The 24,501-nt window shown below is 63.5% G+C and carries 22 protein-coding genes and 1 tRNA gene; 19 read left to right on the top strand and 4 right to left on the bottom strand.

Annotation, left to right across the window (positions count from 1 at the left end):
- The first annotated feature begins 38 nt into the window (after positions 1 to 38).
- The 4 genes from M4J39_RS12590 to M4J39_RS12575 are packed head-to-tail and all read left to right on the top strand — an operon-like array spanning position 39 to position 4,880.
- Positions 39 to 1,571, top strand: a complete 1,533-nt coding sequence (locus tag M4J39_RS12590; RefSeq protein WP_251728315.1) for an N-6 DNA methylase — start codon at positions 39 to 41, stop codon at positions 1,569 to 1,571.
- On the top strand, positions 1,568 to 2,986 hold the full coding sequence (locus tag M4J39_RS12585; RefSeq protein ID WP_251728314.1) for a restriction endonuclease subunit S: 1,419 nt from the start codon (positions 1,568 to 1,570) through the stop codon (positions 2,984 to 2,986). The genes M4J39_RS12590 and M4J39_RS12585 overlap by 4 nt, the downstream gene beginning before the upstream one ends.
- Positions 2,983 to 3,948, top strand: coding sequence for a hypothetical protein (locus M4J39_RS12580; RefSeq protein WP_251728313.1), 966 nt, complete (start codon positions 2,983 to 2,985; stop codon positions 3,946 to 3,948). Before M4J39_RS12585 ends, M4J39_RS12580 begins: the two co-directional genes overlap by 4 nt.
- Before the next feature lie 8 nt (positions 3,949 to 3,956).
- Positions 3,957 to 4,880: a restriction endonuclease gene (locus tag M4J39_RS12575; RefSeq protein ID WP_251728312.1), complete on the top strand. Its 924-nt coding sequence runs from the start codon at positions 3,957 to 3,959 to the stop codon at positions 4,878 to 4,880.
- A gap of 884 nt (positions 4,881 to 5,764) precedes the next feature.
- Here M4J39_RS12575 and M4J39_RS12570 read toward each other — a convergent pair.
- On the bottom strand, positions 5,765 to 6,379 hold the full coding sequence (locus tag M4J39_RS12570; protein WP_251728310.1) for a TetR/AcrR family transcriptional regulator: 615 nt from the start codon (positions 6,377 to 6,379) through the stop codon (positions 5,765 to 5,767).
- Positions 6,380 to 6,606: 227 nt separating this feature from the next.
- Here M4J39_RS12570 and M4J39_RS12565 point away from each other — a divergent pair, with 227 nt between their 5' ends.
- The 5 genes from M4J39_RS12565 (at position 6,607) to M4J39_RS12545 (ending at position 15,704) form a co-directional block, all read left to right on the top strand.
- Complete coding sequence (locus M4J39_RS12565; RefSeq protein ID WP_251728305.1) at positions 6,607 to 10,002, top strand: acyl-[ACP]--phospholipid O-acyltransferase; 3,396 nt, start codon at positions 6,607 to 6,609, stop codon at positions 10,000 to 10,002.
- Between the two features lie 517 nt (positions 10,003 to 10,519).
- Positions 10,520 to 14,047 carry a hypothetical protein gene (locus M4J39_RS12560; RefSeq protein WP_251728304.1) on the top strand — a complete coding sequence of 1,176 codons (3,528 nt, stop codon included), beginning with the start codon at positions 10,520 to 10,522 and terminating at the stop codon, positions 14,045 to 14,047.
- A 181-nt stretch (positions 14,048 to 14,228) separates the two neighbouring features.
- A complete protein-coding gene (locus M4J39_RS12555) occupies positions 14,229 to 14,549 on the top strand; it encodes a hypothetical protein (protein WP_251728303.1) in 321 nt (106 codons plus the stop codon).
- A 98-nt stretch (positions 14,550 to 14,647) separates the two neighbouring features.
- Positions 14,648 to 14,995, top strand: coding sequence for a hypothetical protein (locus tag M4J39_RS12550; protein WP_251728301.1), 348 nt, complete (start codon positions 14,648 to 14,650; stop codon positions 14,993 to 14,995).
- Between the two features lie 166 nt (positions 14,996 to 15,161).
- Positions 15,162 to 15,704 (top strand): hypothetical protein, encoded by a 543-nt coding sequence (locus M4J39_RS12545; RefSeq protein WP_251728300.1) that lies wholly within the window; start codon positions 15,162 to 15,164, stop codon positions 15,702 to 15,704.
- A 49-nt stretch (positions 15,705 to 15,753) separates the two neighbouring features.
- Here M4J39_RS12545 and M4J39_RS12540 read toward each other — a convergent pair whose 3' ends face one another.
- Positions 15,754 to 16,023, bottom strand: a complete 270-nt coding sequence (locus tag M4J39_RS12540; RefSeq protein ID WP_251728299.1) for a hypothetical protein — start codon at positions 16,021 to 16,023, stop codon at positions 15,754 to 15,756.
- 245 nt (positions 16,024 to 16,268) lie between these two features.
- On the opposite strand from M4J39_RS12540, the gene M4J39_RS12535 reads away from it, so the two are divergent.
- The 10 genes from M4J39_RS12535 to M4J39_RS12490 all read left to right on the top strand — a co-directional run bounded on the left by M4J39_RS12535 (position 16,269) and on the right by M4J39_RS12490 (position 21,694).
- Positions 16,269 to 17,804, top strand: a complete 1,536-nt coding sequence (locus tag M4J39_RS12535; RefSeq protein ID WP_251728297.1) for a hypothetical protein — start codon at positions 16,269 to 16,271, stop codon at positions 17,802 to 17,804.
- Positions 17,801 to 18,403, top strand: coding sequence for a hypothetical protein (locus M4J39_RS12530; protein WP_251728295.1), 603 nt, complete (start codon positions 17,801 to 17,803; stop codon positions 18,401 to 18,403). Before M4J39_RS12535 ends, M4J39_RS12530 begins: the two co-directional genes overlap by 4 nt.
- Positions 18,404 to 18,405: 2 nt before the next feature.
- Entirely contained in the window at positions 18,406 to 18,861 is a 456-nt protein-coding gene (locus M4J39_RS12525) for a hypothetical protein (protein WP_251728294.1), read from the top strand.
- Complete coding sequence (locus M4J39_RS12520) at positions 18,861 to 19,262, top strand: DUF1515 family protein (protein ID WP_251728293.1); 402 nt, start codon at positions 18,861 to 18,863, stop codon at positions 19,260 to 19,262. Before M4J39_RS12525 ends, M4J39_RS12520 begins: the two co-directional genes overlap by 1 nt.
- A gap of 94 nt (positions 19,263 to 19,356) precedes the next feature.
- Positions 19,357 to 19,590: a hypothetical protein gene (locus M4J39_RS12515; protein ID WP_251728292.1), complete on the top strand. Its 234-nt coding sequence runs from the start codon at positions 19,357 to 19,359 to the stop codon at positions 19,588 to 19,590.
- Positions 19,577 to 20,167, top strand: a complete 591-nt coding sequence (locus M4J39_RS12510) for a lysozyme (RefSeq protein WP_251728291.1) — start codon at positions 19,577 to 19,579, stop codon at positions 20,165 to 20,167. The genes M4J39_RS12515 and M4J39_RS12510 overlap by 14 nt, the downstream gene beginning before the upstream one ends.
- A complete protein-coding gene (locus M4J39_RS12505) occupies positions 20,167 to 20,565 on the top strand; it encodes a hypothetical protein (protein WP_251728290.1) in 399 nt (132 codons plus the stop codon). Before M4J39_RS12510 ends, M4J39_RS12505 begins: the two co-directional genes overlap by 1 nt.
- Positions 20,516 to 20,794, top strand: a complete 279-nt coding sequence (locus M4J39_RS12500) for a hypothetical protein (protein WP_251728289.1) — start codon at positions 20,516 to 20,518, stop codon at positions 20,792 to 20,794. The genes M4J39_RS12505 and M4J39_RS12500 overlap by 50 nt, the downstream gene beginning before the upstream one ends.
- 90 nt (positions 20,795 to 20,884) lie before the next feature.
- Positions 20,885 to 20,960, top strand: a tRNA-Ile gene (locus M4J39_RS12495).
- A 302-nt stretch (positions 20,961 to 21,262) separates the two neighbouring features.
- Positions 21,263 to 21,694 (top strand): DUF805 domain-containing protein, encoded by a 432-nt coding sequence (locus M4J39_RS12490; protein WP_251728288.1) that lies wholly within the window; start codon positions 21,263 to 21,265, stop codon positions 21,692 to 21,694.
- Positions 21,695 to 21,887: 193 nt separating this feature from the next.
- Here the strand turns inward: M4J39_RS12490 and M4J39_RS12485 are convergent, their stop codons facing one another.
- Both M4J39_RS12485 and M4J39_RS12480 read right to left on the bottom strand, forming a co-directional pair.
- Positions 21,888 to 23,867 (bottom strand): bifunctional diguanylate cyclase/phosphodiesterase, encoded by a 1,980-nt coding sequence (locus tag M4J39_RS12485; protein WP_251728287.1) that lies wholly within the window; start codon positions 23,865 to 23,867, stop codon positions 21,888 to 21,890.
- Positions 23,868 to 24,284: 417 nt separating this feature from the next.
- Entirely contained in the window at positions 24,285 to 24,479 is a 195-nt protein-coding gene (locus M4J39_RS12480; protein ID WP_251728286.1) for a hypothetical protein, read from the bottom strand.
- Positions 24,480 to 24,501: the final 22 nt, after the last annotated feature.

The following is a 24,501-nucleotide window of genomic DNA, read 5'->3' as shown; positions in this document are numbered from 1 at the left end:
CACCCAAAACATCCCCGAACCTTGAGATTCCCAAAGCCATGAACGCCAATGCCATCGTCCAGAAACTCTGGCGCCTCTGCACCATTCTGAGGAAGGATGGCATCACCTACCAGCAGTATGTCACCGAGCTGACCTACCTTCTGTTCCTGAAGATGATGGCCGAGCGCAACCGCGAGACCGGCAGCCTGCCCAAGGGCATGCGCTGGGCCGATCTCGTCAAGGCCAACGGCCTTGCGCAGCTGGAGCACTATCGCAACACGCTGACCACGCTGGGCGCCACCAGCACGCGCCTCGGCAAGGACGACGCCCTGGTGCTCAAGCCGGGTGAGAGCGCCACCAAGGAAGAGCGCCAGCGCTATGCCGACGCCCGGCCGCTGCCGGACATGGTGCAGAAGATCTTCGACAGCGCTTCCACAATCATCCGCGAGCCGCAGAACCTGGCAACGCTGGTCACCGCCATTGATGACCTCGACTGGTTCTCCGAGGAGCGCGACCAGTTCGGCGATCTCTACGAGGGGCTGCTGCAGAAGAACGCCGAGGAGACCAAGAAAGGCGCCGGGCAATATTTCACCCCGCGCGTGCTAATCGAGGTGATGGTGCGGCTGATGCAGCCGCAGCCCGGCGAGGTGATCCAGGACCCGGCCGCCGGCACCGGCGGCTTCCTGATCGCCGCCGACCGCTACATGAAGGCGCGGAGCGAAGGCTATTTCGATCTTCCCGACAGCGGGGTATGGCAGAAACGCCACGCGTTCCACGGCATGGAAAACGTAGCGGGCACGCTGCGTCTGTTGCTGATGAATCTCTATCTGCACGATATTGAGAACGACAATATAGATCTCGGCGATACACTATCCAAAAAGGGGCAAGACCTGGATCGGGCAAACCTGATCCTCACCAATCCGCCCTTCGGGCCGGCAGGCGGCCCGCCGACACGCGACGATCTCGTCATCACACGCACCGTCTCGTCCTATCAGTTGCCCTTCGTCGAACACTGCATCCGGGCACTGAAGCCCGGCGGCCGGGCGGCCATCGTCGTGCCCGACAACGTGCTGTTCGAGGACGGGCGTGGCAAGCAGCTGCGCCAGAGGATGATGGACTGGTGCGACCTTCACACCATCCTGCGCCTGCCCACCGGCATCTTCTACGCCCAGGGCGTGAAGACCAACGTCATCTTCCTGACGCGCGGCAAGACCGAGACCGGCAACACCAAGGCGGTGTGGATCTACGACCTGCGCGCCCAGATGCCGAAGTTCGGCAAGACGACGCCGCTGACCGAGGCGCATTTCGAGGGCTTCGAGGCGGCTTTTGGCGACGACCCCCACGGCAAGAAACGCGGGCCCGACGAGGGCGAGGCGGGCCGCTGGCGCAAGTTCAATCGCGATGAGATCGCCGGCCGTGGCGACAACCTCGACATCTCCTGGCTGCGCGAGGCCGAGGACGAAGCGGAAGAAGGCCTGATCGAACCCTACGACATCGCGGCCGCCATCATGGGGCATTTGCAGGCTGCCATGCTGGAGATTGAGGGATTGATGGCGGAGTTGGGTGGCGACGCGGCGGAGGCGGCGCAATGAGCGCTGAGATCTCCAGCATGTATATCAGGGGCAAGGCGGCGCTGGCTGTCAACAAACCCGTTGAGCCCGTGCCTCCAGGTTGGGCATGGGTTCTATTGAGTGACATTGCGCGGCAGGAAACGGGGCACACTCCGAGCCGCTCCCACCCAGAGTGGTGGGGCGGAGATGTTCCTTGGATTGGTATTCGGGATGCGGGTCTCCACCACGGGGGCGTCATCTACGAGACTTTGCAGACCACGAACCATCTAGGGCTGGCGAACTCTTCTGCGCGATTGCTGCCAAAAGGAACGGTGTGTTTGTCGCGAACGGCTTCAGTGGGCTATGTCACGATAATGGGGCGCGACATGGCGACGAGCCAAGACTTTGCGACTTGGACCTGTTCAGACGCTCTGCTTCCTGAATTTCTTCTGAAGGCGTTGATGGCCGAAGGCGAAAACCTTCGTAAGTTTGGCAAGGGCACAACGCACACTACAATCTATTTCCCGGAGATACGTGCGCTTCATATTTGTCTCCCCCCCTTTGCCGAGCAAAAGCGCATAGTGGCCAAGCTGGATGCTCTGAACGCGAAATCCGCCCGCGCCCGCACCGAACTCGCCCGCATCGAAACCCTTGTCGCCCGCTACAAACAGGCCGTGCTCAGCAAGGCGTTCAGTGGGGAGCTGACGAAGGATTGGCGCAATGGAAGGACGGGACTTGTCGAATGGCGAACCTTGCCGCTTGACCAGCTAGTCGCAGACGGGCCGACAAATGGTTGGTCGCCCAAAGCCGACGGCGCATCGAGCGGGCTAAAGTCGCTTAAGCTATCGGCCACCTCGAGTGGCAAGCTTCGCCTAGATGCTGAAACTATCAAGTATCTCAATCAGAATATCGCGGGAAATTCAAAATATTGGTTGCTACCAAATGATATTCTCATTCAGCGGGCCAACTCTCTAGAGTTGCTCGGTACTACGGTTCTGTTCGATGGCCCCCCTCGTGAGTTTATTTATCCGGATCTGATGATGAGGATTAGGGCTGACGATGCAAAAGCTAACCCTGTCTACCTTGCGACTTATCTAAACAGCGATCCTGCGAGGTCGTACTTCCGAGCCCATGCCACCGGAACGGCTGGCAACATGCCAAAAATCAACGGCGCTGTTGTCCGTGGTACTCGCATTCCGACTCCTCCTCTCGCCGAACAACACGAAATTGTCCGCCGTATCGAGTCCGCCTTCGCCCGGATCGATCGCCTCGCGGCTCAAGCCAAGCGGGCGCTGGAGCTGGTGGGCAAGCTGGATGAGGCGATCCTCGCCAAGGCGTTTCGCGGCGAGCTGGTGCCGCAGGACGACAGTGATGAGCCGGCCGAAAAGCTGCTGGAACGCATCCGCGCCGAGCGCGCAGCGGCGCCGAAGGTCAAGCGGAGCCGGGGGAGAGGATGAGAGTCTACATCGCGAATTTCGGAAGGTCGAACTGGGCTTGGCCATCATGTTTGCAACGCAACTCAGTAGTGACCATGACGGAAGTGGATGGCTTTGAGTTTTGGCAGGCTGGTGACCGAGAGGGTTTCATTGCCAAAGCCATGAAGCGGCGCACTGCCGCCGGCCTCGAGCCTACCCGATCGGTCGCGTCACGTTGGTTCAACCTGATAACCGCGATTGCGGAGACCTCTGATGACGTTTGGATCCACCGCGAGAAGGATCAATTGTGGTGGACAAGATCGCTCTCCGATGCTCCCAGCTTCGAGCGGCAGTTCGAGCCGCTTCCGGACAGGCGCGACGTCATCGTCTGTTTCAAGCGGTGCGAGCCATGGCGGAACATGACGTTGCAGAACAACGGCTTGCTTTGGAAGGCGCTTCATCCGAAGGCGCGCGAGTTCCTCTTTACAGAAGGTACACTTATGCAGCTGAGCTCTGACAACGCCAATTATGCCCTTGCACTGATAGAGGGCCGCTCCCTCGAGCCGTGGCATCTTTTGCCCGACTGGAAGAAGAAGGCGGCAAAGAAGGAGCCCGGCACAGTATTCAGCCCTAGACAGATAGCTGTCGCTCGAATGGCTATGACTGCGAAGGGAACAGTCGACGACGCCAACGGCCAGCTCGTTCTGAAGAAGGTGAAGAACAAGGATCTGCTGATCCCTGATGCCGAGTTGGAGGCCTACATAGACTCTCTCATCGAGGCTCAGGGCGCTATCTGTGCCTTGACCGGACTGGCGTTGCAGTTCGATGGCACCGAAACCGATAAGCAAATGTTGGCTTCGCTTGATCGGAAAGACAGCAACGGCCATTACGCGAAGGGCAATCTCCAAGTGGTTTGCCGCTTCGTCAACAAATGGAAAGGCGACATGCCGGACCCTGAGTTCCGACGGCTGATGGACATTGTCCAAGACGTCGAGCGTCAGTGAGAGAAACCATGCTCATCCCTGACTATCAAACCCTCATGCTGCCCGTCCTGCGCCTTGCCGCCGAGGGGGAAACGCGGGTGGCCGATGTGGCCAAGCGGGTGGCCGATGAACTCGGGCTGACCGCCGAGGAGCGCGAGCAGTTGTTGCCGAGCGGGCGGCAGCGGGTGCTGCATAATCGCGTTCACTGGGCGAAGTTCTACTTGAGCAAGGCGGGGTTGATCGCCTCGCCGGCGCGTGGGCGCTTCGTGGCGACGGAGAAGGGCAAAGCGCTGCTCGCCAGCGGGCCGGAGCGGATCGACGTGGCGCTGTTGCTGCAGGATCCGGAGTTTCGCGCCTTCTACCGCAACGAGGGTGGCGATGCGGCGGAGGGCGCTGGCGGAGAGGTATCTGACGCCGCGCCGGTGACGACGACGCCGGAAGAGCAGATCGATGCCGCCCATGCCACCTTGACGGCGGCGCTGCGCGACGAGCTGTTGCAGCGCATCCTCGCCAACAGCCCGGCCTTCTTCGAGCAGGTGATCGTCGATCTCCTGGTTGCCATGGGCTATGGCGGCAGCCACAAGGATGCCGCCGCCCAGCTCGGCCGCAGCGGGGATGGCGGCGTCGACGGCGTCGTCAACGAGGACCGGCTGGGGCTCGACCGCATCTACGTGCAGGCCAAGCGCTATGCGCCAGGAAGCCCGGTGGGGCGGCCCGACGTCAACGGCTTTGTCGGCAGCCTGGTGGGGCTCGGCGCCACCAAGGGCGTGTTCGTCACCACCTCCACCTTCAGCCAGCCGGCCCGCGATTTCGTCAAGCACCTGACGCAGCGGGTGATCCTGATAGATGGCCGGGAACTGGCCGACCTGATGATCGAGCATGGCGTGGGGGTGCGCGAGTACCGCAAGGTGGCGTTCAAGCGGCTGGACGAGGATTTCTTCGGGGAGGAGTGACGGGGCGGTTATCGGAGTTGGCACATAATCGGGAGTTATGCGGCAGATCCGATAAGGCGCGCGCCGATCCGGAGCGCTATATCGACGGCTTGCTCTATTCTGCCCGAGGTCCACCTTGCATTCGTACGAATGCAAGCGGCCTGCGCGAGGATGACAGGAGAATTATATATTGGGAACAGGCGGATAGCTCGCGCCCCCTTCCTGTCGGGTGATGCGTAAGCAACTGTTTCATATGTATAATTCTCCTGTCATCCTTGCGAAAGCGAGGACCTCGGGACGAAAGAGGTGGGCGGCTGGTATCGGGCTCGTCTACTCCCCCAGCCCCCGGCAGGCTGCCCTGACCAGCCACTCGATCTGCGCTTCGAGGGCGGTGAGTGGTACCGATCCGGAGCGCTATATCGACGACTTGCTCCATTCTGCCCGAGGTCCACCTTGCATTCGCACGAATGCAAGCGGCCTTCGCGCAGGATGACAGGAGAATTATATATTGGGAACAGTCGGATAGCTCGCGCCCTTCCTATCTGGCAGTCATCCCCGCGCACGCCGCTTGCATTCGTGCGAATGCAAGGTGGATCTCGGGCAGGATGGAACGAGCCGCTGGTATCGCGCTCTTCTTCCCATCAACTTGTCCTCCTCTGCGCAGGCAGTATCTCGGGTAGGCAGGGGGATATCGGGCGGGTTCGATGGCGGGGAGGCGAACGCTGTAGCGTTTAGCGGTACTGGTCCGGAGCGCTATATCGGCCGGGAGTCTCGTTCTGCCCGAGGTCCTGCGCCTTCGCGCAGGATGACGGAATTGTATAATTAATACAAATATTTAGATGTCATCCTGCGCGAAGGCGCAGGACCTCAGGACCAGAACGCGAACCGCTGGTATCAGGCTCCCCTCACTCCCCCAGCCCCCTGCACGCCGCCCTGACCAGCCACTCGATCTGCGCTTCGAGCGCCGTCAGCGGGACCGCCACCAGGCGCTCTTCCAGCCCCAGGGTGACGATGCCGTGGACGGCGGCGAAGAGGGTGCGGGCGGCTAGGGTTTGCTGGGCTTCGTCCATGTCGGGGACGAGGAGGGTGAGGGGTTCGGCGACGTGGCGGAACAGGCGGAGCTGGTCGTCGGCGGCCCAGGCGGGGAGGGCGGTGCCTTCGGCGAGGCGGAGTTCGAACAGGGTGCGCCAGAGGCGGAGGTTGCCCTTGGCGAAATGCAGGTAGGCATGGGCGATGGCGACGAGGCGGTTCACCGCGTCGGCCTTGGATTCGAGCGGCAGCGCGTCGGAGGCGGCGGTCAGCGCCTCGCCGAGGCGACCAAGGGTGCGCGAGGAGACGCGCAGCGCCAGTTCGTCGAGATCAGTGACGATGTTGTAGAGGCCGCCCAAGGCTATGCCGATGTCGGCGGCGAGGTCGCGCGCCTTGAGGCTGGCCATGCCCCCCTCGGCGATGCGGCGCTCGGCGGCGTCGGTGAGGGCGGCAAGCTGCGCCTGGCGCCGTTCGGAGAGGGGGGCATTCATCCGTCTTCACCTTGAAATTGCGAGGCGTGAACATCGTTCATTTCAGTCTTGAACAATGTTCATTCTTCCGCTATATCCATCTCATGAACAATGTTCATATCACGGAGGCGGGGTGAGGTGAAGAGCGTGGCGGGGGAGCTTTTCCATCGTCATTTGCGTTTCATCTGCCGATCCGCTTCCTTGTTCCCCCTGGCCGTATCGCCCCCAAGGCCCTCTCGGGAGGTTTCATGACCAAGCCGCTCCTCATCCAGCGCCGTTTCGGGCCGCTGTTCCTGGTGCAGTTCTTTTCGGCCTTCAACGACAATTTCCTGAAGAACGCCCTGGTGTTCACCATCCTGTTCCAGATGGGCGTCGCCGGTGGCGAGGCGCTGGTGACGATCGCCACCGGCATACTGATGCTGCCGTTCATCTTCCTGTCGGGCCTCGGCGGTGAGCTCGCCGACCGTTACGACAAGGCGCGCGTCGCCGGCTGGCTGAAGCTGGTGGAGATCGCCATCGCCGGCCTGGCGGTGCTGGGCTTTGCCATCCAGTCGATTGCCGTGCTGATGACGGCGCTGGTGCTGTTCGGCGTGATCTCGGCGCTGTTCGGGCCGATCAAATACGGCATCCTGCCCGACCTCCTGGCGCCGTCCGAGCTGCCGCGCGGCAATGCGCTGGTGGAAGGGGCCACCTTCATCGCCATTCTCACCGGCACCTATGCCGGCGGCTTCGCCACGGGCGCCTATGGCGGTCCATGGGTGTTCGGCGTCGCCATGATGGTGCTGGCGGTGGCCAGCTGGATCGCCGCGCTCTACGTGCCCAAGGTGGGCGCCGCCGCGCCGGAGACGGTGATCGACCGCAACGTCGCGCGCTCCACCGTGCGCCTGATCGGCGAACTCTGGGGCGAGCCGCGCCTCTGGCGCACCGGCGTGATGGTCAGCCTGTTCTGGATGTTCGGCGTGGTGGCGATGGCGCTGATGCCGACCTTCGTGAAAGACATCCTCGGCGGACGCGAGGTGGCGGTGTCGGCCTACCTCACGGTGTTCGCGGTGTCGATCGCCGTGGGGTCGGCGCTGGGCGCCTGGCTGTCGGCCGGCCGCATCGTGCTGCTGCCGGTGCCGGTGGCCTCCGTCGCCATCGGTCTCGCGGCGCTCGATCTCGCCTGGACGCTCAGCGGCCTGACGCCGGCGCCGTCGACCGAAAGCCTCGCCGAGTTCTTCGGCCGGCCCGGCGCCATTCATGCCGCCATCGACCTCGCGGCGCTGGCGATTGCCGGCGGCGTGTTCATCGTGCCGTCGTTCGCCGCGGCGCAGCACTGGGCGCCGGTGGAGCGGCGCGCCCGCGTCGTCGGCGCCATCAATGCGTTGACGGCTCTGTTCATGGTGGCTGGCGCCGGCACGGTGGCCCTGGCCCAGGCGCTGGGCGCGACGGTGCCGATGGTGCTGGTGGCGCTCGGCCTCTTCGCCTTCGGTTCGGCCGTGTGGATCTTCAAGGTGCTGCCGACCAACCCGCTCAGCGATTTCGTCTCCATCCTGTTGCGCGCCGTGTTCCGCATGGAGGTGACCGGCCTCAAGCACGTGCCGCCGGCCGGTGAGGGGACCATCGTGGCGCTCAACCACACCAGCTTCCTCGATGCCGTCGTCGCCGTGTCGCTGCTCGACCGCAACCCGGTGTTCGCCATCGACCACACCATGGCCGAGGCGTGGTGGGTGAAGCCCTTCCTGCGCTTCACCCGCGCCATGCCGCTCGACCCGACCAAGCCGCTGGCGACGCGCGCGCTGATCGCCGCCGTCAAGGCCGGCGAGACGCTGGTGATCTTCCCCGAGGGGCGGATCACCGTGACCGGCACGCTGATGAAGGTCTATGACGGCGTCGGCCTGATCGCCGACAAGGCCGAGGCGCCCATCGTGCCGGTGCGGCTTTCGGGCCTGGAAACCACCGTGTTCAGCCGTTTGAATTCCATGCAGGTGAAGCGGCGCTGGTTCCCCAAGGTGACGGTCAATATCACCGAGCCGGTGCGGCTGTCTCTGCCGGAACATCTGAAGGGCAAGGCGCGCCGCCAGGCGGCGGGCAACGCGCTCTACGGCATCATGTCGGACATGATGTTCCGCACCACCGACACCGACCTCACCATCTTCGAGGCGATGGTGGCCGCCGCCCGCCAGCACGGCGCCGGGCGCATGGCGCTGCGCGACCCGGTGGGCGGCAAGCTCAGCTACCGACGCATGCTGATGGGCGCGCGCATCCTCGGCCGCAAGTTGTCGGCGCTGACGGCGCCGGGCGAGACGGTGGCGCTGATGGTGCCCAACGCCGTCGGCGGCGCGGTGGCCTTCCTCGGCCTGCAATCGGCCGGGCGGGTGCCGGCGATGATCAACTTCACGGCCGGAGCGGCCAACATCCTCGCGGCCTGCGAAGCGTCGAAGGCCAAGGTGTTCGTGACGTCGCGGGTGTTCGTGGAAAAGGGCCGGCTGGAGCCGCTGATCGCCGCGCTGGAAGGCAAGATCAGGATCGTCTGGCTGGAGGACGTCAGGGCCAGCGTGACGCGGCTCGACAAGCTGGACGCTTTCCTCAACTGGCCGACGCGGCTGAGGAAATCCGGGCCGGACGATGCGGCGGCCATCCTGTTCACCTCGGGCTCCGAGGGGACGCCGAAGGGCGTGGTGCTCAGCCACCGCAACATCCTCGCCAACGTGGCGCAGGTGGCGGCGCGCATCGACTTCTCGCGCACCGACACGGCCTTCAACGCGCTGCCGATCTTCCATTCGTTCGGTCTCAGCGCCGGGCTGATCCTGCCGCTGGTCTCGGGCGTGCCGGTGTTCCTTTACCCGACGCCGCTGCACTACCGGATCATCCCGGAGCTGGTCTACCAGACCAACGCCACCGTGCTGTTCGGCACCGACACGTTCCTCTCCGGCTACGGCCGCATGGCGCACCCCTACGACTTCCGCTCGCTGCGGCTGCTCGTTGCCGGCGCCGAGGCGGTGAAGGAGACGACGCGCAAGCTCTACGCCGAGAAGTTCGGCCTGCGCATCTTCGAGGGTTATGGCGTGACCGAGACGGCGCCGGTGCTGGCGCTCAACACGCCGATGCACAACCGCGCGGGAACGGTGGGGCGCCTCTTGCCGGGCGTCGAGCATCGGCTCGAGGCGGTGGAGGGCATCGAGGCCGGCGGGCGCATGTACGTGCGCGGGCCCAACGTGATGCTCGGCTATCTCCGGGTGGAGAACCCCGGCGTGCTGGAAGCGCCCGAGGGCGGATGGCACGACACCGGCGACATCGTGGCGCTCGACGACGACGGCTTCGTCGCCATCAAGGGCCGCGCCAAGCGCTTCGCCAAGATCGGCGGCGAGATGGTGTCGCTGGCGGCGATCGACGCGCTGGCGACCCAGTGCTGGCCGGACGCGATGTCGGCCGCCGCCAGCGTGCCGGATGCCAAGAAGGGCGAGCGGATCATCCTGGTGACCGACAGGAAGGACGCCACAAGGGAGGAGTTCATGGCGTTCGCGCGGGAGCGCGGCGCGACGGAACTGATGATGCCGAGCGAGGTGCTGGTGGTGCCGGGATTGCCGCTGCTCGGGTCGGGGAAGACGGACTTTGCGGGGTTGGAGCGGCTGGTGAAGGAGAGGGTGGCCGGCGGGGTGTGATGTTGCCGGCTGGTTGAACGTTGGGGGCTTCGGGGGAGCGTGATAGGGCCCTCGGAGCCCTTTTCTGCCTGAGGTCCTGCGCCTAAAGCGCAGGATGACAATTAATTGATATAAAACAATAGGATAAGCGTCGAGCTAGGGTTTGGGGAACAATGCGCGCGCTATCGGGGTAGATGATGGGGCGCTATCGAGGCAAGCGCTACTGTGGTGAGGTTCGCGAGCGGCTTATCCAATTGTTCCGTATATATAAATCGTCATCCTTGCGAAGGCGAGGACCTCGGGCGGGAAAGGGCGAGGGGGATGTATAGGGCGCCCTTCACCATCAAGCTTTCCTCCTCAGCGAATTCAAGGTGGATCTCGGGCAGGATGGGGGAGGTGAGTGCTATATCGGGCTCAGGCGTCGATCGTGTTGCCCCTCCAAGCGCTTCAGACCACCACGGAAACCTCAAGTCCTTAGCGTCGCACCGACAGCGTCGGACCGCCAGGCGTCCTGGCGCGCAAGCGACATGAGGACCAGATGCCCGTTGTGCCGACCTATGAAGACCGGGGCATCCGCCTCGACCCCGGCCTCAACTTCCGCGACAACACCCACGCCACGCCGGAGATGTTCGGCTCCGGCATCGGCACGGCGCTCGGCGGCGTCGGCAAGGGGCTGGCCGACATTGGGCAAGCGGTGTCGGAGGCGACCATCGCCAAGGAGAAGGCGAGGGCAGAAGCGGCGGGTGGTGCCAAGGCACCGCCCGATCTCGCCCATGTGGAAAACGAAGCGGCGGCGAACCTGGCCGTTCAGCGCGTTGCGGCCGGCCTCGTTCAACTGAGAAACGGGAACAGCGAGACGCCGGGCTACGGTTCTGAGACGGGAACAGGGCCGGTCGATAGTTTTCTCCGGCACCAGGAGGATATCGACAAGTTCGTGCAGGAGACGCGCGACAGACTAACCTCAGATGAGCAGGCCATCTTCGACGGGAAGGTCGCTTCGATCGTTTACGATGCGAAGACGCAAGGGTTTGAAGCCCAGGCGCAGGCGCGGAAGGAAGAAATTCCGAAAGGTTTCTGGGCGGGGGCTCGTACCTACCAGGATCAAGCCGTCGAGGCGGGGGGCGACGAAGCGCGCTATCAGAGCTCCCTCGCCCTGGGGCTCAAGGAGATCGAGAAACTTGGCTTCCTTCAGCGGTGGGAACCCGAATACGCGGAGCAGGTGACGGCGGCTTACATCTCCGACACTCGCAAGCGCGCGACGCTGAAGATCGCCGAGGCCGACCCGATCGAGGCCCTGAAATACAGCCTCGACTATGCCACTGAACTGACGAATGCCGACAAGATGGCGCTTCACGACGCCATGGAGCCGGGCCTGAAGGCGGCGATGAAGCGCGAGAGCGCTCACTACAGCCAGGCGAATCCGGCCCCGGACCAGTTCGCGGCAACCGACCTGCCGCCGGCCGCCTATGTGCTGCTCGGTGCCATCGGGCAGACGGAAGCGTCCTCCTATGATGCCCGGAGCGGTGGCGGTCGCTTCGATGATTTCGCAACCTATCCGGACGAGATCGGCATCGGTGGCGCATCTAAGGCTGGCCGATACGGGCTCGACGGTTCTACGTGGGTGCGTGTCGCTGGCCAAGCGGGACTGCCCGATTTCAGCCCTGCCTCGCAGGACCGGGCTGCCTGGTGGCTGGCCAGGAAGAACTACAATGTCCAGACCGGCCGCAGCCTGGAAGAGGATATCAGCGCCGGCCTTTGGAATGACATCCGCAAGGAGCTGGCGCCGACGTGGGCAGGGCTTGCCAAGCTCTCCGACGAGGATTTCGTGAAGCTCATGGGCGTCCGGGCCGCCATTGCCAACGGTGGCGGGCAGACGCCGCCGCGCGGCATCGGCTCCGATGTGACAGCCACAGGGAACGCCGGGGTTGCACCGCCTATTGGCGCTCCCGTGCTGACGCCGACCGTGCAACTGCCGCCCGAAGTGGAGGCCGTTCTGGCCAGGCTCCCTCAGGCCCGGGCCGATGATCTCAGGAAGGCTGCTCTGGCAGGCGTGTTGGAAAGCGGGCAGGACAGAGCTCGGGCCGACATGGTGCTTGGGGCGACCAGAGCCGAGGCCTATCGACAGCGGATCGACAGCGGCGACAAGACCCTGACGCTGCGCGAGATCGACGAAGACGTGGTGCTGAAGCCCGACCAGAAGGCGGAGCTGCGACCTGCCTGGGAAGCCAAGAACCAGGAGAGGTTGGAGACGGAGCGGAATGTCCAGAAGTTTACTGTAGGGGAGCTGAAGTTAGACCCTTACAGCAAGGAGGGATTCGCCCAAAATGATGCCGTGTGGGATCAGCTTGTAAGCTGGCAAAGTCCAGAAAAAGCATTGCCTATTCTTAAGTCTTTGGTGAGGCAAACCAATATTGTCCCGGCGAAGATTGTCAATGGTATTCAAGTTATGCTCGCCTCGAGGGATCCGGAGAAAGTTCAGGGTGCACTTCAACTGGCGCAGCAACTGATGAGCGTGTCCAATGGTGCTTTTAGGAGTGATGTCGATGGTGGGGGGGTGGAGGACGCGGCTATCGATTTCCGGTATATGGTAACTGAGCTTGGTTACTCGGCCCAGGAGGCGTCCGAGTATTATATCCGAGTCAATGATCCAAATTATAGGCCGGCAATCGATAAGCAAAATATTGATGATGCGCTTCTCACAATTAATATCGATGATATCGTTCGCTTGTTCGGAATGGGAGAAATGGCTCCATTTCCTATATTTGATTCCGATCAGGAAAAAGAAATACTAGATTTGTATAAGGAAATATATCGCCGTGAGGCGGGGAGTGCCCCTTATCTATGGACTGCTAAGGCGAGGGCCGATGAAAAGTTCTCGCGGTTGTACGGTGTAACACTTTCTATGGGCTTTCCGGTGATCGCGAAGTATCCACCGGAAGCCTACTACCCGGATATTGGTGGCTCCACACAATGGATGCAGGAGCAGCTATTTGACGCCGTACGAGCGGCTGTAGGTGATCCGACGATAAAACCTGGCGAGCTCATGATTGAACCTACGGACGATACAGAGCATCGATTGGCTGCGGGAAGGCCCCCTGCCTATGAGGTGTTCATCGTTCGAAAGGACCGGGACGGAAAGCCAACCCGTGAAAGGGTTTTGTCTGGGTTTGGCTTTGTATTCGACCCAACCGGGCCTTTGGACGAGCAGAACAAAACTGACGCTCATATTTATGCTGAGACTCGTTTGGCCTATTTTCAGGCGAGGCAGGCGGAGCTTCGCCATCGCAAGATTGTAATCGACCAAATGGGTGGAAAGGGGTTCAACACAAGCAAGGAGGCAATCGACCAGGAGCTATTGGTCATCGATAAGCTCGCTGAAGAGTTGCGATCTTCTATCGAGTCTTCGACTCAGGCGCCGAGTGGCACTCACACAAGCTTAGGCCGGCGAACGCTATGGATAAAACTATATAATCAATCGGGAGATATCGGCAACGCACCAACGGCTCCGCAGGCAGACCCTGATCCAGGATTCATGGTAGCGATTGGCCCCGCCTTACGTATAGGAAACAGTGCAGCTTCTCTCCTCTTGAGTGAAGAAAATAGTGTCAAGGGAGCCGATATTCTGACTCCAGCTTTCGATCCCTGGAAACGAGCCAAAGGAACAATATACGCCCGCTATCCGAAGCAACTCGCCACCCTCCTCAATGAGAAGGCTTTCAACGCATGGGCGGCGCAGATTGATCAGGAGATCAATGATGAGCGTCTGATTGCAGCCTCGGGCCTAAAGGGCAAAGCAATGGTCACCTTGGCGGGTGCTGTCGACATTGCGGACCTTTTTCCCGTAGGAAAGATCGTCCCGTTTAGCCGTAGCGGCTATAAGTGGGCTGTTTCAACATTTGGACGCAAGCCCGCTAGAGCTATGGTTGCCGGAGCTCGGGGCGCTGTTGAGACGACGATTGGGGAAATAGCCTTCCATGCTTCTCAGCGGACGCGCTCTGCGAGCGAGACCACCTCAAGTATAGCAACAGAGGCCCTCCAGGGTATAATTGATGATACTTTGAGATGATGCTGGGTTTACGGAAGGCAGGGGTACTTTGCTCAAGCCCTATTTCTTTCGGGCTCATTCTTGTGCCCCCTCCATTGAGGCATGCACAGCTCAGGGTGAAGGATGTCAGGGCCTTCCTGATTGGGTTGATAACGGTTTAGGCTGCTCTATGGTTGCGCACATCCATGGAGCAGCCCGATGCGTGTTTGTCTCCTTCCTCTCCCTTCTTCTGCCATCATCGGCCATGGCTCAACCAGACGGGCGGCCGAGCCTTTCCGAGATTTGGCAGGCGGCGTGGCGGTTGGAGACGGTTGTCGGGGCGTGGCAAGCCGGCGAGATGCGGCGTGCCGATCTCGATACGCTCGATCCGGCCTTCGATGCCTGGCAGGCGTCGGAGGGCACCGACTATCGGGATTATCCGGCGGAGCTCGGTCGGCTGCGGAACAGGCCGGCTTATGATGCCTGGACATCCCAGCTCGACAGGGAGTTGCGTGACCGGCGGACGCTCGGTTCCGACGGATGAGAGGACGCCGGCAGACCCCACGCACTACCCATAGGGAATACGCCAGGACCGCATAAACACGCGGTGACGAACCGTGTCGCGGTCGCTATGGTTGTGCCATGTTTGTGAATCTCTTCACGCGTGTTTGGTGGGTGGCTGTCGCCGCCTGTGTCTTGCCATCGGCCGCATCGGCGCAAACGGCGGACCTTGGAGCCTCTTCGGGGCTCTGGCAGGCGGCATGGCGGCACGAAACGGTGCTGGGGGCGCTGTCGTCCAACCAGATGTTCGGTGCCGACGACGGCACGGTCGACCCTGGCCTCGATCCGGTTGGGGATATCTGGGGAACCGACTATTGGGCCTATGCCGATCGCGTGACGAACGTCTTCAACCGCAAGCAGCTTCTTGTCTGGAAGAGGCAAGTCGACATGGAGGTGACCGACCGGCGGGTGCTCGAGTCCGCCGGGTAGAAGCCGTGCCGGAAGCGGCGCTCGGGCACGATCTTTTTGAGTTGAGGCATTTTCTTCGCGCGAACCGGTATCCGCTTTGCTCGAGAATGCTCTGGTTTGGCTTTAGACGATATATGGCAGGGACCATCGAGGGGTTCTCCCGGAATGGACAGGGGAGGAGTTGACCGTGCGGACGTTCGTTCTGGGGGTGGTGATGGCGCTCGCCGTGTTGCTTGGCGGTTTTCACGCCGAGGCCGGCAGCGTTGCCATGACAGCGGATGGGTTCGTCGATCTGAGCAAGTTCGACGAGCTGGAAAAGGCCGTTATCGTCAAGACCGCCGAAAACATGGTCATCGAAAGCATAGAAGGTCTTCGCGATGAGGTTTTCGCGGGAAAAGATGGCTCGCTCAAATTCAGGAAGTTGTTTGCATTTTCCTATGTGCTGCTCGCTGCCGAGGCCCACCGCGCAGGTCTTGCGCCACTTGCCAAGCTGAATATGTTCAAGGCGCAGATCCTGACGGAATATATCCGTGGGGATACTGACCTCAAGAAGACGCAACGCTATGATGAGAAGATCGAGAAAGAAAAGCAGCAGTATTTCGACGAGGTGATCGCTCGGAACGCAAACAAGACTCATTCGAGCCTGACTCAGGACGGGATCGACGCCCATGCCCGGCCCATTGCCGAGGACATTCTGGCCATCGCCAAGGAGAAGGCGCTCGGCAAATGACAGCCGCAGGTCTAGAGCATGTTGGCGAACCAGAGTTCGCCGGCCGGCTCTAGTTCTTGATATCCCTGCGGATGGCCTTGCCGATGAAGAAGGCAAGGCAGGCGGCGATCACGCCGGCGGCGATGCTGATGAACTCCATGGCGTCCCACCTAAAGCCCAGGATCTGGGTGCTCCTGAGGATGATGTGCCCCAGAATGGCGAGGCCGATCGCCACGGGGTAGCCGACGGCGTTCCGGACCTTGAACAGGCCGACGATCAGCGATGCGATCGACGCGACGTCGAGGAGCTTCACCACAAGCATCACGAAAAACAGGGTCATCTTCCGAAGCTCCCGAGGCGTTGTCGCGGCCCGTTGGCGGGCGGCGAGTCGTGGCTGGCAGTTTGTGCTACCTGAACTGGCATTCCAAGAGGGTTTGCCCGGATAGCGGTTGGCCCGCAGGCCGGCGCGCGATGAAACAAACCCGGCGGCCCTAGGGTCTCGCACATCGAGTCCCCCTTGTCGCGCCGCCATGGCCGAAAGCGGTTGCCGCTTTCCCCTGTCGGTGCCTCTCAGAAGGTTCGCCCATGACCATTGCGAGCGAAGCCAACCGCTCCGGCCCCTACGCCTGCAACGGCGCAACCACCCATTTTCCCTATGCCTTCAAGATCTTCGAGGCGGCGCATGTCCGCGTCATCCTGACCGACGAGGCGGGCGTCGAGACCACGCTGTCGCTCGGGGCCGACTACGCGGTGTCGGGCGTCGGCGAGGATGGCGGCGGGGTGGTGGAGACGGCGGTCGCCCATCCCTCCGGGTGCCTGGTGACGCTGGTTCTCAACGTGCCGTTCATCCAGGAGATCGACCTCGAAAACCAGGGCGCCTATTTCGCCGAGACGATCGAGAGGGCGCTGGACGAGGGCGTGCAGCGCGACCTGCAACTGGCCGAAGAGGTGGCGCGCGCCTTCAAGCTGCGCGCCTCGGCCGATCTGGTGGCGGCGGGGTCGGTGTTCGTCTCAGACGGGAACGGCGGCGCCACGGGCGGGCCGTCGGCGTCCGATATCGAGATGGCACGGGACATCGCGGTTGCCGCCAAGGGAGCCGCGGTGCAGGCCGCTGCGACGGCCGGTGACAAGGCGGAGATTGCCGCCGACGCCGCCGATAGGGCCGAGACGGCGGCGGCCTCGGTGGAGGGCGCCGTCTCCTACGCCGTCGAGCAGCAGCTGACCGATGATGAAAAGGCGCGGGCGCTGGAGAATCTGGGGCTCGACAAGGCCCTGACGCCCTTCGGCTTCACCGCGGCGGAGGGGCAGAGCGCCTTCGATCTCGGCATGTCGCCGGCGCCCAACGCCTGCATCGTGTCTCAGAACGGCGCCTGGCTGACCGGCGGCGTCGACTACGTCATTGCGGGATCGACGCTGACGCTGGCGACGGCAGCGGAAGCCGGCGACCGCATCTCCGGCGTGGTGATCAGCTCGTTCGAGGTGGCCAACGTCATGCAGCCGACCGCCAATCTCGCGGACCTCGGCGACAAGGCCGCAGCCAGGGCGAATCTGAGGCTGGGATCGGCGGCGGTGGAGAATGCCGGGACAGGGCCGGGGGAGGTGCTGAGGCTGGATGCGGGAGGCAGGATTCCGGCGGTAGACGGGGCGCAGATTGTGGGTATCGGCCGGAAGTTAATCTCCATCACAAACATCGACGCGGCGACTTTCGCGGACATTGTACTACCGGATGGGTATTCCCAAGTTGAGCTACAGTTGCTGGGTAATACGGCTGCGCACATACTGTCAATGCGAGCTCGGGTCAAAGGTGCCGGCTCTCTTCTTGCCGGAGCGACGGACTACAAAGGCATATTCCAGTATCGTGTAACCGGTTGTGCCACTACAGACTTTTCGTCTGGGGCTGCCTCATTTGCGCTTAATCCAAGCGTCGCCTGGACTGACGTCGACATACTTTTGGACAATCTTTCCGGTCTTGTGCGGGCAAATGGTTGGCTCGCTGGCGCGGAGTTTTCTGCGGCCGGACGCATCCAGACGCCAGGCCCTTATGATTTGGTTAGGCTAATACCCAGCACCGGAACCTTCACGTGTGTCTGTAGGCTCTTTGGCATCAAGGATGCATCATGACCCTAGCAAGAAATCTCGCCGCGCTTGCTCGACGCGTCGTCGGAACAGGCGCCAACAATCTTGTCGCTCTCGATGTCGCGGGAAAGCTTCCTGCCATTGACGGGAGCCAGCTTATCAATCTTCCGTCGTCGCTAAAACGCGGCGTGTCGGTGTCGTTGACCGGAACAGCAGTCGACTTTACGGGGCTACCTCCCGGCATTCAATTGCTGAAGGTGGCCTTTTTCGGCGTGAGTACCACCGGTAGCGGTGATGGAATTATACAGCTCGGAACAGAGACCGGTTTCGCCGTAACGGGATACCTGTCAGGTGGAGGCGCGGCCGGCGGCTCTAACTCTACGGGCGGTCACAGCGCGACGAACGGACTGCTGTTTAGTGCGCCCGGCGCGGCCAGCGGGGTGTCGTCGGGCATACTGACGATAGCTCGGGTCACCGGCAACAAGTGGGTTTCCGGTTTGGCAAGCGGTCGCGATGACGTGAACTACTTGTTCGGCGCTGGTGGCAGGAAAGAGCTGGCCGAAGAACTTACCCGAATTCGCCTAACAACGATAAACGGCGCGGACGTGTTCGATGCCGGCAAGGTTAACATCTTCTGGGAGTGATCATGCGCATTGAAGTCGACATCAACACCGGAGCCTTGACGGAGCACCCCGACCTAGAGCCGACATGGTCTCTCGACGATATCCGCGCCGCCAAACTTGCCGCGATCTCGGCGACCGCCGACGCTCTGCTAGCCACCGGCGTGCCGATCGACGGAGGCTTGCACATCGCCCTTGATGACGGGAGCCGCGCCGGCCTCACCGCCATGGCCGCGACCGCAACGGCCGCCTCGGCCGGTGCCGTGACGTGGCCTGAAAGTTACTCGCGCGGTTGGATTGCCGTTGAGAACGTGCGCATTCCACTCGCGACACCGGTCGCTGGCCTGACGCTGGCCGTCTCGGTGGGCAACTGGTACGCCGCCATCGTCCAGCACCGGCGCGACCTCAAGGACGCTGCTCTCGCCGCCGAGGACGCCGCTGCGCTCGATGCCATCGATGAAACCGCTGGTTGGCCGGTGTGATGGTGACGCCCCTCTTTTCCGACGCCGATCCCACCAATGAGGTGCTGGTCCGGCTTGGCGAACTCAGCGCCGGCGTCCAGCACCTTGTGCGCGACTTCGGCGACGAGAAGATCGCCGCGCGCGACAATCGTGCCGCCATGCATCGCCGCCTCGATGAGCAGGCGCGCGAGCTTGCGGCGCTGAAGACCGAGCTGACGCTGAGCCGGCAGGCGGTCGAGGACATGGCGCGGACGCAAAGTGAAACCGTGCTGCCGGCCGTCGCGGACTGGCAGGACATAAAGACCACCGGCCTCAGGCTCGTCGGCGTGCTGGCCATCGGCGGCGTCAGCCTGGGCGCCACGCTGGCCTGGTTCTCCGACCAGGCCGCCGCGTTCCTGCGCCACTGGCTCAGGATCGACTGAACCCGGCGCGCCAGTCCGCAAACCCACCCCGCCCTATGGTCTCTCCAGCAAAAGCGAGCAGCGGCTTGGCCGCGTGCTCCGGCTGGAGTTCGTCATGAAACGACCAAAGCTCGTACCCAACGCCGGCCGAGTGCTCAGGCGGTCCTGGACCTGCCGTGTGCTGATCGCCGGCGGCCTGCTCACCGCCGCCGAAGCGGTGCTGCCCTATCTCTCCGGCAGCGAACTGATCCCGCCGGCGGTCTTCCCCTTCGTGGCCTTCGCCGTGGTGTTCGCCGCCTTCGTCGCCCGCTTCGTCCTTCAGGAGACCTTGCACGATGCCGACGATTAAGCTGACGCCGACCAAACGCGCCCGGGCGGCCATCGCCGCCTTGCTGCTGTCGGCCGGGGGCGGCGGGACGCTGGCGCTGATGCCCGGCTCCGCGCCGATGCCCGACGACGTGGCGCTGGCGGTCACCGTGCTGGTGAAGCCGTGGGAGGGGCGCTCGCTCACCGCCTATCTCGACACCATCGCCCAGCCGCCGGTGTGGACCATCTGCGATGGCGACACGCAAGGGGTCAAACGCGGCATGATCGAGACGCCGGCCGGCTGCGACAGGCGCCTCGCCAGCCGCATCGTCCGCGACTACCGCGAGAAACTCGTCGCCTGCATTGCCAACTGGTCCGCCGCGCCCCTCTCGTGGCGGGCGATGATGAACTCGCTCGCCTGGAACATCGGCGCCGGCGCTGCCTGTCGGTCGACGGCGGCTCGGCTCGGCCGGGCCGGGCGCTGGCTGGAAAGCTGCACGGCCGCCACCGCCTTCAACCGGGCCGGTGGGCGCATGATCGTCGGCCTCGCCCGGCGGCGCGGCATGGGCGATGCCGCGCGCATCGGCGAGGGCGAACTCTGCGTCTCGGGGGCGCCGTGATGCTCGGCCTTCTGAACAAGCTCGGCGCCACGGTTGCCGCCATCGCCGGCCTCGTCGTCGGCGCGGCCATCACCTTCGCCGCGCTCAGCCTCTACGACGCCTGGATCGACGATCCGGCCGTCGCCCGGGCGGCGCGCGAGGGGTTCGTCGCGGCGTCGGAGAAGCTGGCGCTCGAGGGTCAGATCCAGGAAATGCGACGCCAGTTCAAGCTGGCGGAAACGGCGGCGGCCAGCGATCGGGCGCGGGCCGAGGCGGCAAGCAGGGATGCGGACGATGCGTGGAAGCGGTACGAGGCGGCGGTGGCCGCCGATGGTGGCGATGATGGCTGCCGCGTCACTGACGGCGATCTTGGCTGGCTGCGGAACGCTCGACCAGCGCCTCACGGCGGCATCAAGTGAGATCGGCCGGCAAGCGGCCGGCGTCAGTCTACCGGCGCTGCCGCCCCGCTGCCGCGAGCCAATGCCGCGCGTCACGCCGAGGGCGGGCGAGAAATGGCGCGCCGTGCAGGGGCGCTGGCAGATCGTCGCCGACGGCGTCGACCGCCGGACCGCCGACTGCGCCGCCTTCTACGACGATGTGCGGGCCGGCTTGTCCACGCCATCGCCTTCCACGCCGCCAAGCCGATGAAGCGCCTTGATTCCAGCGGTGGGGGATGGCAGAAACAGGCGCCCTGGAACGGGGCGCGTGCGGCAAGCGCCGCTCCGCCGGTTCCGCGATGGGCCTGTAGCTCAATGGTTAGAGCCGGCCGCTCATAACGGTCTGGTTGCAGGTTCGAGTCCTGCCGGGCCCACCACTTTTCTCTTCATTGCCGGAGGTCGGCGATTCCGAGTTCTTCCCAGAGCCACAGGAAGCTGTAGGTTGCCATGGGATCGTCGGGCGGGCGGTGTGCCGACTGGTTTTCCAGGTATTTCAGCCACTCGGCGGCCTTGCGTCGTCCGGCGGCGGTCTTGTCGGCATGGTCGTCTCCGCCGGCCCTGGAGAGTTTATCCCAGGTTGCGGCGGCGGGATGCCAGCCGCTACTCTTGCTTATCGCGCGATTCCCCGTGGGAGGGAATGCGGTCGGGCCGAAGCGTTATCGGGGCTTAAGAGGGGGCGATGATGGAGTCTGGAACCGCGACGTTGCTGATGATCCTGATCTGGATCCTGCTGCCGATTCCATTTGTGTTGATGCGCGCGCCCGCCGGCGCCAACAGGTTCGGCGAGGTTGGCCGGCCGATGGGGTTCGGTCAAGCGATCGGCGCCTTTTTCTCCAACTATTTCAACTTCTCGGGGCGTGCCAGCCGGTCGGAGTTCTGGTGGGCGATCCTGTTCCTGTTCATCGTCAACACCATTGTCTCGTTCATTCCGCTTCTTGGCGCGGTGTGGACGCTGGGCATCTTCTTCCCGTCCATCGCGCTGGCAGCGCGGCGGCTGCACGACATCAACCGTAGCGGCTGGTTCCAGCTCTTGTCGTGCCTGTTCCCGATCGGGACGATTGTGCTGATCGTCTGGTATTGCACCGCGCCGAGGGATGCGGCGGCCGGCTGATCGAGTGGTCCTGGTTTTTCTGGGGTCTTCGCCGACCAAATTGAAGCATCTGGTCGTCCAGCGAAGACTCCGGGTGGCGGATCAAGGAGATGGTGGACGGCAGGACGGCGAACCGACCGGCGGGCTGCTTCCATCGCCGACCGGCGTTGTGCGCGTCTCCCTCAGCCAGGGGATGGCGCCGCTTCGCCCCTTCTCACGAGATTCGTTTGAGCTGTTCGACTTCGGCGTGTTGTTCCCTTGCCTTCGTCACGATCTCCTTCGCCGCCACCGGGCGGGAGAAGTGGAAGCCTTGCGCCTCAGTGCAGCCGTAGCGGCCGAGCATGTCGGCTTCGGCGCGGGTTTCGACGCCTTCGGCCAGGACCGAGAAGTTGAGCTGGGCGCCGAGGTTGATCAGGGCGCCGATCAGTTGGGCGTTCTTTTCCTGGGCGTCGATGCCGGCGATCAGGGAGCGGTCGATCTTCAGCCGGCCGAAGGGCAGGGAGGCCAGCTTGACCAGCGAGGAGTGACCGGCGCCGAAGTCGTCGATGGCGATCTTCACCCCGGTGTCCACCAGCCGCCGGAGTTCGGCGCCGACGCCCGTGAGGTCGTGGATGGTTTCCTCGGTGACCTCCACCTCGAAGCGGTCGGGGCGGATGGCGAAACGGTCGATGGTGGCAAGCAGGATGTCCACCGGCTTGCCGGTCAGGAACTCGCCTGGCGAGATGTTGATGGCCACCGTGGAGCTGGTGTCGCCGGCATGGGTCAGCGCGCGCAGCAGGCGGCAGGCCTCGGTGGCGACGAAGGCGGTGAGGCGGTCGCCCATGTCGGCGCCGCGCACCGCCGCCAGGATCTCCGGCGGGCTGATGGCGCCGAGCTCGGGGTGGGACCAGCGGATCAGCGTCTCGTGGCCGATGACGGCGCCGGTCCCGAGGTCGTGCTGGCCCTGGAAGACCACGTCGAGGCGGCGGTCCGCGAGGGCGTCGCCGATCTCCGCCTCGATGCGCTGGCTGCGCTGGAGCTGGATGCGCAGCTCGGCGTCGAAGCGGGAGACGCGGCGCTTGCCCTTCTCCTTGGCGGCGTAGAGCGCGATGTCGGCGGCGGCGAACAGCCCGGACAGTTCGGCCGCGTCCTGCGGGAACAGGGCGAGGCCGATCGAGGCGCCCACCGGCGAGGCGATGCCGTCGGTGACGAAGGGCCGCTCCATCGCCGCCACCACTTTCTCGCACAGGGCTTCGGCCCGCTTCCCGTCGTCGGCGGCGTCGATGATGAGGGCGAACTCGTCGCCGCCGAGCCGGGCGATGAAATCCGACGGCTGGCAGGCGCGGGAGAGCCGCACGGCGGCCTCGATCAGCACCTTGTCGCCGACGAGATGGCCGTGGGTGTCGTTGATCAGCTTGAAATTGTCGAGGTCGACGACGGCAAGCGCCAGCGCGGCGCCCCGCGCCTCGCGGGCCGACAGCTCGGCGTTGAAGGCGGCCCGGTTGGGAAGGCCGGTCAGGCTGTCGTGGTTGGCGAGGTAGTCCAGCTTGCGGTTGGATTCGTTGAGTGAGCGGGCGAGCGCCTGCGAGCTGAGGCGGGCCTCCTCGCCCTGCCAGAACCGCGCCGAGCCGCGCCTGGCCTGCAGGATCATCATGACGAGCAGCAGCAGCGTGTTCGCCCCGATCACCGCGCAAGGGAGGTTGCCCTGGGCAAGGAAGGTGCCGGTGGTCGCCAGAAGAATGGGCGTGAAGAACAGAATGCCCGGCTGGGCCAGCGTCATGCTCTGGATGAGCGCGCCGGCGGAGATGCCGGCCATGAGGAAGGCCGTCAACGCGCCCGCCATGGTCTCGATGTCGCCGACCTGCATCAGCGGTACGGCCGACCAGATGAGGCCGGCCAGCAAGGCGAAACTGCCAAGCTGCCTGAGGCAGGCCTCGGTGTCGCGGGTGGCCTCGGGCCCGCTGCGCAGCCGGAGAAGCCAGAACCCGCGCACGATGGCGACGGCGACCACGGCGGCGACCCACCAGGGGATCCACCAATAGCCGCCCTCGATGTTGAGGACGACGGCGCCCGACAGGGCGATCAATACGGACGAGATCAGCGTGGTCGGCAAGTTGGCGAGGGCAATGGACAGCTGCTCGGCCCGTATCTCCTGGAGATACGGCCGTTCGCTCAGAGGGTCGTCCCGTGCAATGCCGGGGCCGGTCGCTCCCATCCATGCCCTCCAAGGCAAACAAGATGTGAATCGGATTGAAGAAACGTCTCTTCGCCTTCGCAAGATCCGCGCATGTCTAGCTATCGTATCCTCTATTATTTGAGCGTCCATTAATGTGCGCTGGAGTGTTTTACTCCGAGCTTGTGCGTGATTTTGAACGAATGGCGCGCGCCATTTGAACTGTTCGTTCACGACCATCCGTATTACTTACAGTGCATGCCGCTATTGCACCTTTGGGCCACGCCGAGGCGGTGCCTTGTCGGCGCTCTACATGTCGGAAGCAACGTGATGGAGCTGAAGGGCTTCGCCACCGACCGGTGCGCATCTGCTTGTCCGAAAAGTCTCACAACTTTTCGGGCGGATGGTTTGCCGTGCGCATCTGCTTTTCCGAAAAGTCTGCAACTTTTCGGGCGAATGCTAGATCCCGCCGAAGGGGTAATCGCCGGCCATCATGACGGCGGTGAAGATCAGGATCGCGGCGACAGTCGCCAGAATGGCGACGACAGGCCAGCTGATGCCGTCCCGGCGGTCGCGCCGGATATCTTCCGCCAGGACCTTGAACTTTTCGGGGTCGCCGTGCTTGAGCCGGCGAAACTGGAAGAGCTTGCCCATGCCGCTGAAGAGGTTCCGGCAA

Source organism: Pleomorphomonas sp. NRK KF1, assembly GCF_023721755.1.
In the GTDB taxonomy this organism is placed as follows: Bacteria; Pseudomonadota; Alphaproteobacteria; order Rhizobiales; family Pleomorphomonadaceae; genus Pleomorphomonas.
This window is presented reverse-complemented; position numbering and strand designations above follow the sequence as displayed.